Origin of the sequence: Salinibacterium sp. SWN248, from assembly GCF_015864575.1 — a bacterium.
Classification (GTDB): domain Bacteria; phylum Actinomycetota; class Actinomycetes; order Actinomycetales; family Microbacteriaceae; genus Rhodoglobus.
This window is the reverse complement of record NZ_JADYWW010000001.1, coordinates 1,589,940-1,605,696: the sequence shown is the minus strand read 5'-3', so window position 1 is coordinate 1,605,696 and position 15,757 is coordinate 1,589,940. Positions and strand designations below refer to the sequence as shown.

9 protein-coding genes and 1 tRNA gene are annotated in these 15,757 nt (G+C 61.4%); 5 read left to right on the top strand and 5 right to left on the bottom strand.

What is annotated here, in order from left to right; genetic code table 11:
- Positions 1-10 precede the first annotated feature (10 nt).
- The 5 genes from I6E73_RS07680 to I6E73_RS07660 form a co-directional block, all read right to left on the bottom strand.
- Positions 11-829, bottom strand: coding sequence for a Nif3-like dinuclear metal center hexameric protein (locus I6E73_RS07680; protein WP_197105769.1), 819 nt, complete (start codon positions 827-829; stop codon positions 11-13).
- Positions 830-838: 9 nt separating this feature from the next.
- Complete coding sequence (locus I6E73_RS07675; protein ID WP_197124350.1) at positions 839-6,775, bottom strand: cytosine permease; 5,937 nt, start codon at positions 6,773-6,775, stop codon at positions 839-841.
- 366 nt (positions 6,776-7,141) lie between these two features.
- Positions 7,142-8,545: an aminotransferase class V-fold PLP-dependent enzyme gene (locus I6E73_RS07670; protein ID WP_197124348.1), complete on the bottom strand. Its 1,404-nt coding sequence runs from the start codon at positions 8,543-8,545 to the stop codon at positions 7,142-7,144.
- A 127-nt stretch (positions 8,546-8,672) separates the two neighbouring features.
- Positions 8,673-8,745, bottom strand: a tRNA-Val gene (locus I6E73_RS07665).
- 81 nt (positions 8,746-8,826) lie between these two features.
- Entirely contained in the window at positions 8,827-9,297 is a 471-nt protein-coding gene (locus tag I6E73_RS07660; protein WP_197124346.1) for a redoxin domain-containing protein, read from the bottom strand.
- Positions 9,298-9,476: 179 nt separating this feature from the next.
- On the opposite strand from I6E73_RS07660, the gene aceE reads away from it, so the two are divergent.
- From aceE to I6E73_RS07635, 5 genes are all read left to right on the top strand, one after another.
- Entirely contained in the window at positions 9,477-12,203 is a 2,727-nt protein-coding gene (gene aceE / locus I6E73_RS07655) for a pyruvate dehydrogenase (acetyl-transferring), homodimeric type (RefSeq protein WP_197105773.1), read from the top strand.
- Between the two features lie 51 nt (positions 12,204-12,254).
- On the top strand, positions 12,255-13,403 hold the full coding sequence (locus tag I6E73_RS07650) for a CdaR family transcriptional regulator (protein ID WP_231599685.1): 1,149 nt from the start codon (positions 12,255-12,257) through the stop codon (positions 13,401-13,403).
- Between the two features lie 93 nt (positions 13,404-13,496).
- Positions 13,497-14,417, top strand: coding sequence for an ACP S-malonyltransferase (locus tag I6E73_RS07645; protein ID WP_197124344.1), 921 nt, complete (start codon positions 13,497-13,499; stop codon positions 14,415-14,417).
- On the top strand, positions 14,414-15,418 hold the full coding sequence (locus I6E73_RS07640) for a beta-ketoacyl-ACP synthase III (protein WP_197124342.1): 1,005 nt from the start codon (positions 14,414-14,416) through the stop codon (positions 15,416-15,418). The genes I6E73_RS07645 and I6E73_RS07640 overlap by 4 nt, the downstream gene beginning before the upstream one ends.
- Before the next feature lie 68 nt (positions 15,419-15,486).
- Positions 15,487-15,735 carry an acyl carrier protein gene (locus tag I6E73_RS07635; protein ID WP_010202791.1) on the top strand — a complete coding sequence of 83 codons (249 nt, stop codon included), beginning with the start codon at positions 15,487-15,489 and terminating at the stop codon, positions 15,733-15,735.
- Positions 15,736-15,757 lie beyond the last annotated feature (22 nt).

The window sequence follows — 15,757 nt, the reverse complement described above, 5'->3', positions numbered from 1 at the left end:
ACCGGTGTGCTTACTGCACAACCGCAAAATCCCAAGGATCGGTGCGCAATTCGCTCACCGTAATCGTTACGTCTGGCAGCAATGCCCGCAACTCTTCGGCTGCAGCGTCGAGCCACAACCATTCACTCGCCCAATGCGAGACATCGATCAACGCCGGGCCATTCAGGAGCCGAGCATTCTCACGAGCTTCAGAAGCCGGATGATGCCGCAGATCACTCGTGATGTAGACATCCGACGCCAACACGGCAGGCTCGTTCAAGTATGCGTCACCCGCTCCCCCACACAACGCCACCGATTGAACGAGTTGCTCAAAATCACCAGCAACACGAACGCCGGTAGCCGTGGGCGGGAGAATCTCCGCGATCAGGCGAGCGAGACGACCGAGGGTCATCGGCTCCGGCAGTTGCCCCGTGCGGCCAATGCCGCGATCGGGAGTCTGACCGGCGACGATGGGGGCGATCGACGACAAGCCCAGCTTGGAGGCGAAGCGACCTGACGTTCCGGTTTCTACGACATCCGCGTTCGTGTGTGCGGCCAACAGAGCGCACTCAGCACGCACAAGCTTGGTGAGCACCGCTCCTTTGTAGCGGTCGCTCGCTATGGATGTGACCCCGCGCAGGAGCAACGGATGGTGCGTAATGAGCATGTCCGCACCACCAGCAATAGCCTCGTCGACGGTGTCGATGACCGCGTCGACCGCGAAAGAGATCGTAGACACCGGGGCGTCGAGGTCTCCCGCGACTAACCCCACCGCATCCCACGACTCGGCACCGGATGCAGGCCAGAGCCGTTCGGCCGCGGCAAGGACATGAGCGACAGTAGTAGACACGCGATCAGTCTAGGCGGGACGCGGTGCGCGCTCAGGCTGCTCGGCCTCTTGACGACGAATCGCTGGAATACCTGCCACCAGGGGCGTCAGGATTCCGAGGCCAAGCGCGACGAGCACACCAAGGTCGGTGCCGGCGAGGTCAGAACTCAGATCAATGCCGAGTGCCGTAAAGCCGTACCCCTGCCACGAAAGCCAGCTGATCGTTGCGCTCGTGAGAGCGAAGCCGATCACCGAGATCACGATGTAGGCACCGAGGTTGACCCAGCGGACATCGGCATACACTCCACCGCGAGCAAGCAGCCCAGCGCTGTCGAGCTTGCGAGTGCGAATCATCGTCTCCGAAGCAAAGATGCCCGCCCACGCAGCGGTGGGAACCGCAAGCGTGGTTGCGACATCCCGGAACAGTTCGTTGATTCCACCATCGATGCCGAAGGCGAAGAGGATGCCGAGAGCACCGAGCACGACCGCAACGATGACGATTGACCACTGACGCGGCACCCGCACTCCAATTGCCTGGAGGGCGAAACCACCGGAGTAGAGGCTCAACGTGATGCCCGAGAGCAAGCTCAGTGCAGCAGCAAGCAGCAACGGAATCGGGTACCAGCTCGGCAGCAAGAGCAGCAGGGTGTCGAGTGGCGAAGCGAGGAAGCCGCGAGCAATTGCAGGGTCTGAAGCCGCAAGAAGCGCACCGTAGGCGATGAGAACGAAGGCGGGAAGTGCTGCACCAAAGGTGGCAGACAACATCGACGCTGGACCGCTCGAGGACGGGCGCTGGTAACGGGCAATATCTGCACCGCTATAGGCCCACACCAAACCAAGGAAGCTGAACACCAAGACGGCGCCGGTGACTGTCAGCAGCCACGAACCGTCGGGAGTGGTGAGCGCCTGCGAAACGTCGATGTACTGCGCCGTGAAGCCGATGAGGCCCACAATCAGCACACCCGAGATGATGCTCAGAATCAATTGGATGCGCGCAAACAGCGGGTAACCGGCGAAAGCGATTACCAGCGCGATCAGGAACGACAGCGCCAATGCGATGAGAAGCAACTGTCGGTCACCAAGACCACCGTTGAGGTCGGAGCCGATCAGCACAATGGCGACCGAAGAAGCCAAGACCCACAAGAGCACAGCGCCCCAGAAGAGTCGTGCCACTAAGGCAACCACCGACGGAGCGATATTGCCGAGGAGCCCGAACGTCGACCGCGAGACAACCATGGTTGGCTGGCCACTGCGCTTGCCCGCAAGAGTCGTGAGGCCCAAGGGAATGAAGGACAGCGCGACACCCGCGAGGATAGCGACGATCGACTGGCGAAGGCTCATCCCCACAGCGAACACCGCTGCACCGAGACCGAGGCTCACGATGGACGAGTTGGCAGCAAACCACAGCCAGAAGAGACGTGCGGCGTGACCGATGCGGCGATCAACCGGAGTCGGCTCCAGGCCACTCTCCTCAAGGCTGAAGACGCGCTGCGCCGTAGGAGCGACCTCATCAAGACCGAGCGGCTGCTGAGCAACTACCGACGTTGAATGAGCAACTGGCTGAGGCATTGAATCTATTGGCGCTGGCGCAGCCGCGCTTGATTCAGTGATTGGTGGTGCAGCGAGAGGTGCCGGAGCGCCCGTTGGTGCCGGCTGCGACGCAAGCGAAGCACCAGCAACGGCAGCGCCACCAAGAAGCGCAGCACCTGCCGCCCCGGCGGCAAAGGGAATTTCGTCGTCGGCGTTATCAGCGTGAACGTTCTCGGCGCCAGCGTTGTCGATTGGCGCAGCGTTGTCGATTGGCGCAGCGCTCACTCCGGCGCTGAATGCGGCGGTGGACAGCTCTGTCGGGTACGAAAGGCGGTCGCTGTCGTCAACAGCGTCATCCGTTTCAGACTCGTCCGCTTCAAATGCGGCTTGGGCAATGGGCATCGAGCCAGTTTGAACTTCAGAGAGCGGGTCACCATGGAGAGGCGGTGCGGCGTTCGCGAGGAGCGCCTGCAATGGATCAACATCCGCTTCATCGGCGTCGGAATCGACGTCAGCATCCACGATGTCATCGGTCTTCAGCAGGTCATCAAAGCTGATCGGTTCCGATGCGACGTACTTCGGAGTCTCGGTCGAGGCGAAGCTGAAAGCTGCAGCACCCTCCGTTGTGGCGGTCGCTGCTGCAGAATCGTCGGGAACAGATTCCGACACCGGCTCGGAGGCCACAGCAGTCGTTTCTGCGGAGTCCTGCTCGGTTTCAATCGGCGCCTCAGCAGGCGTCGATGCTGCGGTGCTCGGCAGGTCCGCTTGGAGATCGAACGCGAAGGGTGCGTCGCTTTCATCAGCGGCCGAGTCGACAGCGAATTCAGCGGAGGCCGCCTCAGCGTTGACCTCGTCCGATGCGCCGTCTGCGGGCGGCGGAGCAAATCCGAAATCACCGAACGAGACATGCTCGTCGAGGTTCGCGCGCGGAATGCTCGGCGCGACGTCCGGCTCCACGAGAGCAGGCGGAGCGAATTCGACCTCGTCGTAGTCGCCATCCTCGTCGGCGGGGAATTCAGGAGCAGCCTGAACGTCAGAGGGGGCCGGAGCTGCGGTCTCGTCAGTCGCTTCGGGCGCGGCGGGCGCCTCGGGCGCAGCTGCTGGCAGTGTGGCGAAAGGCAACTCGGGCGCAGCGAACGATTCGGAAACTACCGGTGCTTCAGGAATGATGGCAGCATCAGGCGTTTCGGCCGCGGGAGCTTCCGGAGCATCGCCCAAGGAAAGAAAGCCGGACTCGGCATCGAACGAAGAAGCTGCGGGGTCGGCAATGGGCTCGGTAGCCGCTGCCGGAGCAGCAGGCTGCTCGACAGACGGCTGCTCATTAGACGGCTGCTCAGAGTCGTCGCCTAGAACAGGAAGTGTGATCGACCCGGTCGGATCTGCGTGAGCAGCAAAGGGGATCTCGTCTTCGAAGTCCGCGGGAGGCGACCACGACTCGCTGGGCGGCGGAACGTCCCACGACGGCAATTGGGCCGCAGCAGGTGCTGGCGCGGGTGCAGCTGTGGCGGACGATTCTTCCGGCACGACTGGAGGCGCATCCGCTGTCTCGCTGGCGGTTCCAGCGGAGTGAGAAGCAGCCTGATCAATGTCGACGTCCGCGGTCTCTGCCTGGGGCTCGACTGGCGTGTGAGTCTCCGCAGCCGCAGAGGGCGCTTCATCCTGGTCGACGACATCCGAGAATTCGGACCGAACTTGCTCGATGACCTGATCGGCGACGGGGCCGCCTCGGGACCGGAATGTAGTTTCCCATTCGCGGTACTCACGGGCTTCTTCTTCGCGCAATCGCAACTGAGCTTCGAGAACCTCAATGACGCTCAGCGTTCCCGTTGACTGGTTTTCGGGGCTGTCTGCCCAGTTCAGAATATCTTCATCCGCCATCGAACGGCGGGTGGGAGGCGTCGGGACGTCGTTAGCTGTCGCAGTTTCTGCACTTGCAGGCTGTTCTTCGCTCGCTGCCGGTGCTTCCGCAGTCGCCGACTCGTCCGCAACGGGAGTGTTTGGGGCTGCTGGATTTTCTTCTGCTGCGGGAGTTGGCTCCGCGACCGGGATGAAGGATGCTTCCGGTGCAAAACTCGAAACGAACGGCGCGGTCTGCACTGGGTTCGACTGGACGGGTTCGCCAAGTTCGGCAGGTTCGACAGACTCGACGAAGGGCTCGGCCGGGAGCTCAAACGCGGGAGCGACAACGCCAGCTGCCTCCGGGGCGATCGGGGCCTCAGGAAGCGTCACAGCCTCAAAAGCAATCTCAGTCTCAGGAGCACTGGCTGCCTCAGGCGCTGCTTCGGTTTCTGCTTGGGCTTCTGGTTCCGCTTCTGTTTCCGGTTCTGAAACGAACGCCGGTTCGACAGCATCAGCAGCGAAATTTACGGGAGCAACGACATCAGGAATTTCTGCGACGGGAGCTGCTGATTCAGTCGTGGGTGCCACACTCTCGAAAGTTTCGACGGCGTCCGCAGCATTCGCTGCCGGCTCCTCATCAGACGGTGCGATGAACGACTGACGGCGCGCGAAGGGTGAATCTGCTTCGGCCGCGTCAGTGACTTCTGAGACTTCACTAGGTTCTGCGATGCCGCTGGATTCCACAGTGTCGTCCGCTTCGGCGACTGCGGACTCAACCGCGCCAACTTCCGCTGGTTCGTCGAGAGCAGTCTCTGCGGCCGGGGCGGGGAAGAACACGTCGAGAGGCTCTTCGGCAACCGCTTCGGTCACGTCTTCAACGGCCTCGATCGTCTCGGGCTCCGTCGTCGACGCTGGTTCGTCTGCGGCCGCTGAATCTGCCGGAACCGCTGGCGCCGCAACATACTCAGGCTCGATCGCGGACTCAGGCGTGGGCGGTGCGAGGTATTCGCTCGTGGAGTTCTCAGCAGAGGGCTCAGGAACGGCGGCTTCGCGGAACGCAGCATCCAGGTCGAAAGCCGAAACGCTCGCTGCGGACGGGGCGCTGGCGAGTTCGCTTGCTTCAGCGTCGTCATCAGCAGGTGAGCTCGAATCGGCATCGGCAAGAGTTGAGTCCGTCGCGTCTTCCTGCGGCGCGACCTCTTCAGCTGCGGGCACAGAAGCCTCGCTCGTGGTATCCGAAACGTCGGGGTCGGGAGCGAGAACCTCATCGAGCGAAAGGAAACCGTCGCTATTCAGGCTAGGTGCGTCGACAACGGGCGGAGCATCCTTGCCGTCGAGATTCCACATGGGGGCACCGTCGATGACTTCTTCCACAGGAAGAGGCGCCTCTGCCGCAGCCTGCTCCTCTACGGGAGCCGGTGCGGGAGTGGAGCCCTGAACGTTGGGCTCAAGCGGCCCGAGCTTCCAGATGTGGTTAGCGGGCGCATCCGATTCGGCTGAAATTGAATCGGAGCTGTCGCCCGCGACAGGAGAAACTTCTGCCCAGTGTGTGTCACCGGACGGTGCGTCTTCAGCGGGCGCGTGAGGCGCAGCTGCTTCTGGTTCCTGCGTTGCAAAGAGCGATTCGAAGCTGAACTCTTCGGAGTCATCTGCGCCCTCGGTAGCGCCAAGATCGAACGCACCAAGATCTTCGTCGAACTCGTCCGCGGCAGGCGCAATGGCGTCAGCAGAAACGGGGGCTGGCTCGACCGATTCTGACGCGAGCGGCTCAGGTGCGACTGGCGCAGCATCGAGCGGCGCAGCATCGAGCGGCGCAGCATCGAGCGGCGCAGCATCGAGCGGCGCAGATTCAACGGGGGCAGATTCGGTTGCTGCGGAATCATCCGGTGCGGACTGAGCGGCTGCTGATTGAGCGGCTGCGGATTCGACCGGCGCAGGCTCAGTCGGAGCAGTTGCGCTCTCACCGGCAGCTGCCGCCTCGCCAGCGGCAAGAGCAGTAGCCAATGCGTCGCTTTCAGCGTCTACTGCCGCAGCGTGGGCTTCCATTTCTTCTGGAGTGCGTCGGCGAGAAATACGGGACGCGAAGAAATCTGGCGTCGTGTAATCAGCAGGAATTTGGTAGGGGTCGTCGTCATCGTTGTCATCGGCTGCCGACGGTGCGGCGGCGTGCTCGGAATCTGCATCACTCGGAGCATCGAGCTGCGAAACAGCCTGGGTGGGATCAGGAGCGGGCGCCATGGCCCAAGGAGGCATTCCCTGGTCGAGCGCATCTGCGACGTCAGAGCGCTGGAACTCTTCGTTGAGGTCGATGGGCGCAAATCCTGAGGCGCCAACGGGCGGCGCCGGCGGTGCGACAGAGTCTGCGGGCGGCGCAACCGGCACGGACGTGTCTGCATTGAGCGCAGCATCCAGATTGAAAATGCCGTCAGTGGATGCTTCGCTCAGGTCGACAAGACCGTCAGCGGTCGTGTCATTCGCCGAGTCCGCACCGGGAGATGTGCCGGTTGCGGGCTTCGGAAAGGGTAGTTCGAACTCATGCTCTGAAGACGTTTTGTCGTTCGCATCGTTCGCGTCGTCAACGTCGTCGTGGAATGCCATGCACAAATCCTAAGGCGATACCAATGTTTTGCGGGTATGCCGAGCCGTACTCAGAACAGATAGTGCAACAAATATGAGGGATAGACCGATCCACGAGAGTGAACAACGCGCCTCCCCCCACGATGAGGTCAGCGCGCAGAGCGTGCGCATCAGTACCCCATGTAGCGGGGCGTACGTTCAGCATCGATAAAGGGTCGCCGCCGCCCGCCATCGTGACCTCTCCGATTGCGAGCGGGCCCAAGCGGATTGCTGCGGCTGTCGACACGGTGACAGCGCAGTGCGCCGGGGACGCGTCACGCCGAGCGCGGAGCGCCTGCACGCTCACCGGCCCATTCGATCCAGAGCGCGCTCACCGGCGCTACTAGATCACTGGATGCCGCGACTTCGCTCGGCACTGTAGACCTCAAGAATTGCGGCAGCGCTGAGATCAATATCTCGTTCGGTCGTCGCCCAATTGGTGACCGAGACTCGCATTGCCGCGTGCCCGTTCCACGTTGTGCCGCTGACCCAGCAGGTGCCTTCCGCTTGCACGCCAGCAACGACCGCACGAGTGACGTCGTCAGAATCGGCAAACCGCACGAGCGCTTGGTTGAGCACAACCTCGTTGAGCACGTCTACACCGTCTTCACGTTGGAGAGTCGACGCCATGTGGCGAGCACGCCTGCAGCTACGCGCGATCAGGTCGTCGACGCCCTTGCGGCCCAGCGTGCGCAATGTGGCATAAATCGGTATCGCTCTGGCCCGCCGTGAGAGTTCTGGAACCCAATCGATTGCGTCGCGCTCAGCCCCTGAGGTCTGGATGAGATAGGCCGCTGATGCGCTCATCGCCGCACGGTGGTCGGCCGCGTGCTTCACAATCGCGACGCCACTGTCGTAGGGAACGTTCAACCACTTATGGGCGTCGGTGGACCATGAATCTGCGTTCTCAATGCCGTCGACGAGGGGCGCTAGCTCAGCGCTAGCGCGGGCCCAGAGACCGAACGCCCCATCGACGTGGAGCCACGCATCCACCTCGTTGGCAATCTCGGCGATCTCGCGCAGAGGATCGCACGCACCGCTATTGACGTTTCCGGCTTGAGCACAAATGATCACGGGGCCACGCACAGTGGCAAGCGCGTCGCGCAGGCTGTCTGCGCGCATCCGGCCTTGATCATCGGCGTCGACGGTCACGAGCGAACGTGTGCCAAAGCCGAGGTACCGCAATGCCACATCGATCGTCACGTGAGCTGCGGCGCTGACCACGACAGTTACTCGCGGCGCACCCGCGAGTCCGTCGAGTTCGACATCCCAACCGGCTCGCCTCAACACGTTGTGACGGGCTGCCGCAAGGCACGTGAAGTTCGCCATTTGTCCGCCTGTAACGAAGCCGACCGAGGCGTCATCAGGCAAACCGAACAGGTCAAGCAGCCACTCAGCGGCGATCTCCTCGACTGCAGCAGCAAAAGGAGATATCGCGTGGATGCCCGCATTCTGGTCCCACGTCGACACCAGCCAATCGGCGGCAAGAGCAACAGGGTGGGCGCCGCCGATGACGAAACCGAAATACCGCGGAGAGCCGCAGTCGGTCATCCCTGTTTCCGCTTGGCCAGCGAGGAGATCGATCACGGCATGGTCGTCGTGCCCGAGCCTCGACAGTGGTTCGTGCAGCGCCGCCATCATCTCGTCGCGCCCCGCGCGCGCACCGACATGGCGAGCAGCCAGGCTCTGAAGATAGCGCTGGGAAAGGTCGTGCGCGCGCTCGAGCACAGAATCTGAGACGTCATTCGACATGGAGCTCCACCTCGTCAGGTTGGGACCGCATCGACCGGACTGCCGCGGGTCGTGCAGGGAGCATAGCGCCGAATGTGCGCTGGAAACGAAGAAAACCCCCGTCAGTGACGGGGGTTTTCTGTTGCGGTGGGCCCTACCGGGATCGAACCGATGACATCCACGGTGTAAACGTGGCGCTCTACCAGCTGAGCTAAAGGCCCGCAGCGACGCAATGCGAAGCAGCGCTCGATAATGTTACACGGGATTTTGGTGCCGGTTGCGCACCCACCACAAAACCGTCACTACCGGTCGGACGAAAGCTGTTCGATTGCCCGTTCGTAATCAGCAAATAGGCGGGGTTCGCCGAGCTCGGAACTAATAACATCCCGCACGATTCCGGCTTTATCGATGAGGAAACTGGTGCGGCTCGCAAAACCCTTGTCGTGAAGGAATACGCCGAAGGCTTGCGCAACCGCTCCGTGAGGCCAAAAGTCAGAAAGCAACGAGAGACGGATGCCGTCAGCCTCTGACCATGCCCGCAAAGTGGCCGTCGAATCCACAGAAATCACGACGATTTCGACCCCGGCACTGGCGGCAACGTCGTGCCACTCATTGAGCTGAGTTACCTCGTCGGTACACACGGGAGAAAACGCGAGGGGAATGAAAACGACGAGTACCGCTCGTCGTGAAAGCAGTTCCTGCCCGCTGACTGTCTGTCCGTGCTGATTGCGAAGCTCAAAGTCGGGCGCAATTGCCCCTCGCGTGATGGTCATACGAAACCTTCCCCCAGAAAACCGTCCGAATTCCCCACAATTACAGGAGAAATTGGCCCGGTTCGAATCTTGCCGCATTCGACAACTAGAATCGATGGGCGTAGTCGATCCCATCACATCCGTAACCCGGTAGTGCCTCGACTCGCACGACTCTGTTCTCTACACGAAAGAGGTCAACGGTGACGGTAAACGACCAGGACCCATACTCGGTAACCAACACCGACAAGGACCCGGAGGAGACCGCCGAGTGGAACGAATCACTCGACTCCCTCGTTGCAGCACAAGGCCACGAGCGCGGTCGCGAGATCATGCTCAGCCTTCTCAAGCGTTCTAAAGACTTGCACCTTGGCGTGCCGATGGTTCCGACCACCGACTACATCAACACCATTGCAAAAGAAGATGAACCCGACTTCCCCGGTGACGAAAAGCTCGAGCGTCGCTACCGTGCGTGGATTCGCTGGAATGCCGCAATCACTGTGCACCGCGCGCAGCGCCCCGGCGTTGGCGTTGGCGGCCACATCTCGACGTACGCGTCATCTGCCGCTCTCTACGAAGTAGGACACAACCACTTCTTCCGTGGTGCAGACCACGAATCTGGCGGAGACCAAATCTTCTACCAGGGCCACGCCTCCCCCGGTATGTATGCTCGCGCCTTCCTCGAAGGTCGCATGAGCGAAGACCAGCTGAAGGGCTTCCGTCAAGAAAAGTCGCAGGCACCGAATGGCATCTCGAGCTACCCGCACCCGCGCCTCATGCCGGAGTTTTGGCAGTTCCCCACCGTGTCAATGGGTCTTGGCCCGATCAATGCGATCTATCAGGCCCAGAACAACAAGTACATCAGCAACCGTGGCATCAAGGATGTGTCTGACAAGCAGGTCTGGGCATTCCTCGGCGACGGCGAGATGGACGAGGTCGAAAGCCGTGGAGCCCTGCAGTGGGCAGCCAACGAGAAGCTCGACAACCTCAACTTCGTCATCAACTGCAACCTCCAGCGTCTCGACGGCCCGGTTCGCGGTAACGGCAAGATCATCCAGGAGCTCGAGAGCTTCTTCCGCGGTGCCGGCTGGAACGTCATCAAGGTTGTCTGGGGCCGCGAGTGGGATGACTTGCTCGCCAACGACTCAGAGGGCGCTCTGCGCGACCTCATGAACCAAACCCCCGACGGCGACTACCAGACCTACAAAGCAGAGTCTGGCGCCTACGTTCGCGAGAACTTCTTCGGCCGCGACCCCCGCACGCTCAAGATGGTTGAACACCTCTCGGACGACGACGTGTGGAACCTCAAGCGTGGTGGTCACGACTACCGCAAGGTTTACGCCGCCTTCAAGGCAGCGAGTGAGCACAAGGGCCAGCCAACCGTCATTCTCGCGAAGACGGTCAAGGGCTACGGCCTCGGTCCCAGCTTCGAGGGCCGCAACGCGACCCACCAGATGAAGAAGCTCACGCTCGACAACCTCAAGAAGTTCCGCGACGAAATGCACATCCCGATTACGGATGCCGCGCTCGAAGCAGATCCGTACCAGCCCCCGTTCTATCACCCCGGTGAAGACGATGAGGCCATTCAGTACATGCAAGAGCGCCGCCGCGAGCTTGGCGGCTACGTCCCTGAGCGTCGCACCAAGTACACGCAGCTTGAGCTTCCCGAAGCAAAAACCTATGACGTCGTCAAGAAGGGCTCCGGCAAGCAGGAGATCGCCACCACCATGGCTTTCGCCCGTCTGCTCAAGGACCTCCTGCGCGACAAGTCCATCGGTAACCGCATTGTGCCGATCATCCCGGATGAGGCGCGCACGTTCGGTATGGACGCGTACTTCCCCACGGCGAAGATCTACAACCCCGCCGGGCAGCACTACACCTCGGTAGACCGCGAGCAATTGCTGGCCTACAAGGAAAGCCCGCAGGGCCAGATCGTGCACGTCGGCATCAACGAAGCAGGAGCATTTGCTGCGTTCACCGCCGTCGGCACCTCGTACGCCACCAACGGTGAGCCCCTCATCCCGGTCTACGTTTTCTACTCAATGTTCGGGTTCCAGCGCACCGGCGATGCCATGTGGGCTGCTGGCGACCAGATGGCCCGTGGTTTCATCATGGGCGCCACCGCCGGTCGCACGACGCTGACGGGTGAGGGACTGCAGCACGCTGACGGACACTCGATCCTGTTGGCATCCACGAACCCTGCGGTCATCAGCTATGACGCTGCGTTCGGTTACGAGCTCGGCCACATTGTGCGCGCGGGTATCGAGCGGATGTACGGCGGCAAGCACGAAGATCCCAACGTCATGTACTACTTGACCCTGTACAACGAGCCTCACGTTCAGCCTGCTGAGCCGGAGAACTTCGATGTCGAGGGTGCGCTCAAGGGTATTTACCACCTGTCGTCGCCGACGATCACTGGCCCCAAGGCTCAGCTGATGGCCTCCGGTGTCGCTGTGCCGTGGGCTCTCGAGGCCCAGCAGCTTCTGGCCTCGGACTGGGGAGTCGCCGCCGACGTCTGGTCGGTCACGTCCTGGACCGAGCTTCGTCGCGATGGACTTGCTGCTGAAGAGCACAACTTCCTCTACCCCAACGAAGAACCTCACGTTCCCTACGTCACGACAAAGCTCGCGGACGCCAAGGGCCCGTTTGTTGCGGTCACCGACTTCATGCACGCGGTCCCCGATCAGATCCGGGCTTTTGTTCCCGGTGAGTTCGCGACGTTGGGTGCTGATGACTTCGGCTTCTCCGACACGCGAGCTGCTGCACGCCGCTTCTTCAAGATCGACAGCCACTCGTTGGTTGTTCGCACCTTGGAGATGCTCGTGAAGCGCGGCGAGATGGATCCTGCTGTTCCGGCTCAAGCAATTGAGAAGTACAGCCTCCACGACGTCAACGAAGGCACCACCGGTTCTGCCGGCGGCGAAAGCTAGGTCGCAACCATTCCCCCGGTACAGAAAACTAAGGCGCAGACGCTCGCCTGGTTGCGAGTCATCACGGGCGAACTTTCGACAGCAACGCTGAAGCGACTTGAGGACACGCTGCCCTGGTATAGCGAAATGCCACCAGGGCGGCGTTCCGCGGTCGGTTTAGTTGCTCAGGCCGGCATCACGAGTTTTATTAGCTGGTTTGAAGACCCCACGACGACGCCGTGGATTGCGGCGGATGTGTTTGGTGCTGCCCCTCGCGAACTACTACGTTCCGTTTCGCTCCAGCAAACGCTTCAACTCATCCGCATCGCTGTTGAAGTAGTTGAGGCGCGTGTCAAAGCGGATGACGACGTATTGCGGGAAGCGATCCTGTTGTACTCCCGCGAAATCGCGTTTGCCTCGGCAGATGTGTACGCCCGCGCTGCGGAAGCTCGCGGACTGTGGGATGCCCGACTCGAGGCACTCGTTGTCGACTCGATCCTGAGCGGCGAGTATGACAACGAACTCCCGAGTCGTATCGCCGCCCTGGGGTGGAATGGTCACGGCGAGGTGTGTGTACTCGTCGGCACCTCCCCCCGCCAGCTCGACGTCGATCAGCTTCGGCGAACAGCTCGTCATCTTGATGCTGATGTTCTCATTGGCGTGCAAGGCAGTCGTCTCGTGCTCGTAATTGGTCGTGCGGCTCCCCGTTCTGAAAAAGCGGAAGATGCTGAGCCCCTGCCGTTCATTACGATCGCCGAACAGCTCGAGCCGGGATTCGGGAGCGGCCACCTTGTGCTCGGGCCAGAAGTGCCGAGCTTGGTCGATGCCTCCAAGAGCGCAAAAGCTGCTCTTGCCGGCTTTGCTGTAGCTCGGTCCTGGCGCAATGCTCCTCGACCGACGCTCGCCAACGACCTGCTGCCGGAGCGTGCGTTCGCCGGTGATCCGTTGGCACGCTCGACCCTCATCAACAAGATCTACAAGCCACTTCAGGCACACTCGACCGATCTGCTCACCACACTGTGGTGTTATCTCGACAATGGGCGCTCTCTTGAAGCAACTGCTCGTGAACTCTTTGTGCACCCGAACACGGTGCGCTATCGCTTGAAGCGGGTTAGCGAGGTCATTGGCTGGGATGCCACTGGCGCGCGCGAAGCGTTGATTTTGCAGGCGGCTCTCATCGTGGGCTCAATTTCTGACCCCGAGCCGGGCCGCGCCCGCTAACACCCTCGCTTTTGGCGATTTCACACAACGATCCCTCCAAGCTTTGGTGGGGTTATCCAAGCGATTCCGACGAAAGATTGGCAGACTAGCTAAGTGATTGTTGTAGTAGCGCCCGGACAGGGCTCCCAGACCCCCGGGTTTCTTGAGCCATGGCTCGAAGATTCCTCTCTGCGCGACCAGCTCGGCGCGATCTCTGACGCCGCCGGCATCGATCTGATTGCTCACGGAACCACGTCGGATGCCGACACCATCCGTGACACCGCAGTGGCTCAGCCGCTCATCGTTGCCGCTGGCCTACTCACGTTGAGCGCGCTGACAGCGGGCGACCGCCGCAAGCACATCGGCGCTGTCGCTGGACATTCGGTTGGAGAAATCACCGCCGCTGCGGCATCCGGAATCCTCTCCGAAAGCGACGCGATGCGCTTTGTCGTCGAGCGTGGCTCGGCAATGGCTTCCGCCGCAGCCCTCGAATCCACGGGTATGTCCGCCGTCATCGGCGGAGACGAAGAGGCACTGCTCGAACGCCTTGCCGAGCTGGGGCTTCAACCAGCCAACTTCAACGGCGGTGGACAAATTGTTGTTGCCGGCGCCCTCGATGCTCTCGCGAAACTGTCCGAAGAACCGCTCAAGGGCACGCGGGTTATTCCGCTTCAGGTCGCCGGCGCGTTCCACACTCGCTACATGCAGCCGGCCGTCGCTCACCTCGAGACGTTTGCCGCGGGACTCACTGCAAACGATCCGACGTTACCGATCTACACCAACCGTGACGGTTCGCTCATCGAGAGCGGCTCACACTTCGTCGATCTCCTCGTTGGTCAGGTGTCATCGCCGGTTCGATGGGATCTCACGATGAATTCCCTGGCGGATGCCGGAGTCACCGGAATTATTGAACTTGCGCCCGCTGGCGCTCTTGTTGGCCTCGCAAAACGCGGACTCCGGGGCATCCCGGCCGTCGCAGTGAAGACACCTGATGATCTATCCGCAGCATTTGACCTGATGGAGGCCAACGCATGACCGCACCCACCCTCACCCAGTCCGCCGGGTCACAGTTCACCAAAATTTACAGTTATGGCGCCGCCCGCGGCGACCTGATTGTGGACAACAATCAGCTCGTTGAAGCGATCGACTCGAGCGATGAGTGGATTCAGCAGCGCACGGGCATGGTCACCCGCCGTCGCGCGTCAGCGGGCATCCTCGCGGTTGATCTCGCCACGGATGCCGCTCGCGAAGCGATTGAGAAGTCGGGCGTTAACCCGTCGGAGATCGACCTTGTCATCATCGCGACGATCAGCAACGTCCTGCAGACGCCGTCGATGTCCGCTGTTGTAGCCGACCGTGTGGGAGCCAACCCTGCCGCGGCGTACGACGTGAACGCTGCCTGCGCTGGCTTCAGCTACGCGGTCACTCAGGCTGATGCTTTGATCCGCGCGGGCGCAGCAAAATACGCCCTCGTGATCGGCGCCGAGAAGCTCTCAGACATTGTCGATCCCACCGACCGCAGCATTTCGTTCCTTCTGGCTGATGGCGCCGGTGCTGTTGTTATCGGCCCGAGCGACACCCCCGGCATCTCGGCTCCGGTCTGGGGCTCAGACGGCTCGAAGGCTGACGCGATCAAGATGAACGCGACGCTCGTCGACTTCCGCGAAGGCGAAGCCGCGTGGCCGACGCTCCGTCAAGAGGGTCAGACAGTCTTCCGTTGGGCTGTCTGGGACATGGCGAAGGTAGCGAAGGAAGCACTGGATGTCGCGGGGATCACCGCAGACGACCTCGCTGCGTTCATCCCCCACCAGGCCAACATGCGCATCATCGACGAGTTCGCGAAGCAGCTGAAGCTGCCCGAGTCTGTCGTGATTGCTCGCGATGTTGCCGACATGGGCAACTCGTCTGCGGCATCCATTCCGCTCGCGACTCACCGTCTGCTCGAAGAGAACCCCGAACTGAGTGGCGGCCTCGCCCTTCAAATCGGTTTCGGTGCCGGGCTCGTCTTCGGCGCGCAAGTAATCGTTCTGCCGTAGTACCCCTAAGAATCACCGCTGCTGGCCTACACTGGCTAACGGTCAATTTACATCCCAAGGAGAAAAACATGGCACTGTCCACTGAAGAAGTTATGGCCGGATTGGCTGAGCTCATCAACGATGAGACCGGCATCGCGACCGACACCGTTGAAATGGGCAAGTCGTTCACCGATGACCTCGACATCGACTCCATTTCGATGATGACGATCGTTGTCAACGCAGAAGAGAAGTTCGACGTCAAGATCCCCGACGAAGAGGTAAAGAACCTCAAGACCGTCGGTGACGCAGTGAGCTTCATCACCAACGCTCAGGCGTAACACCCGCTCGACGTGGACGGCC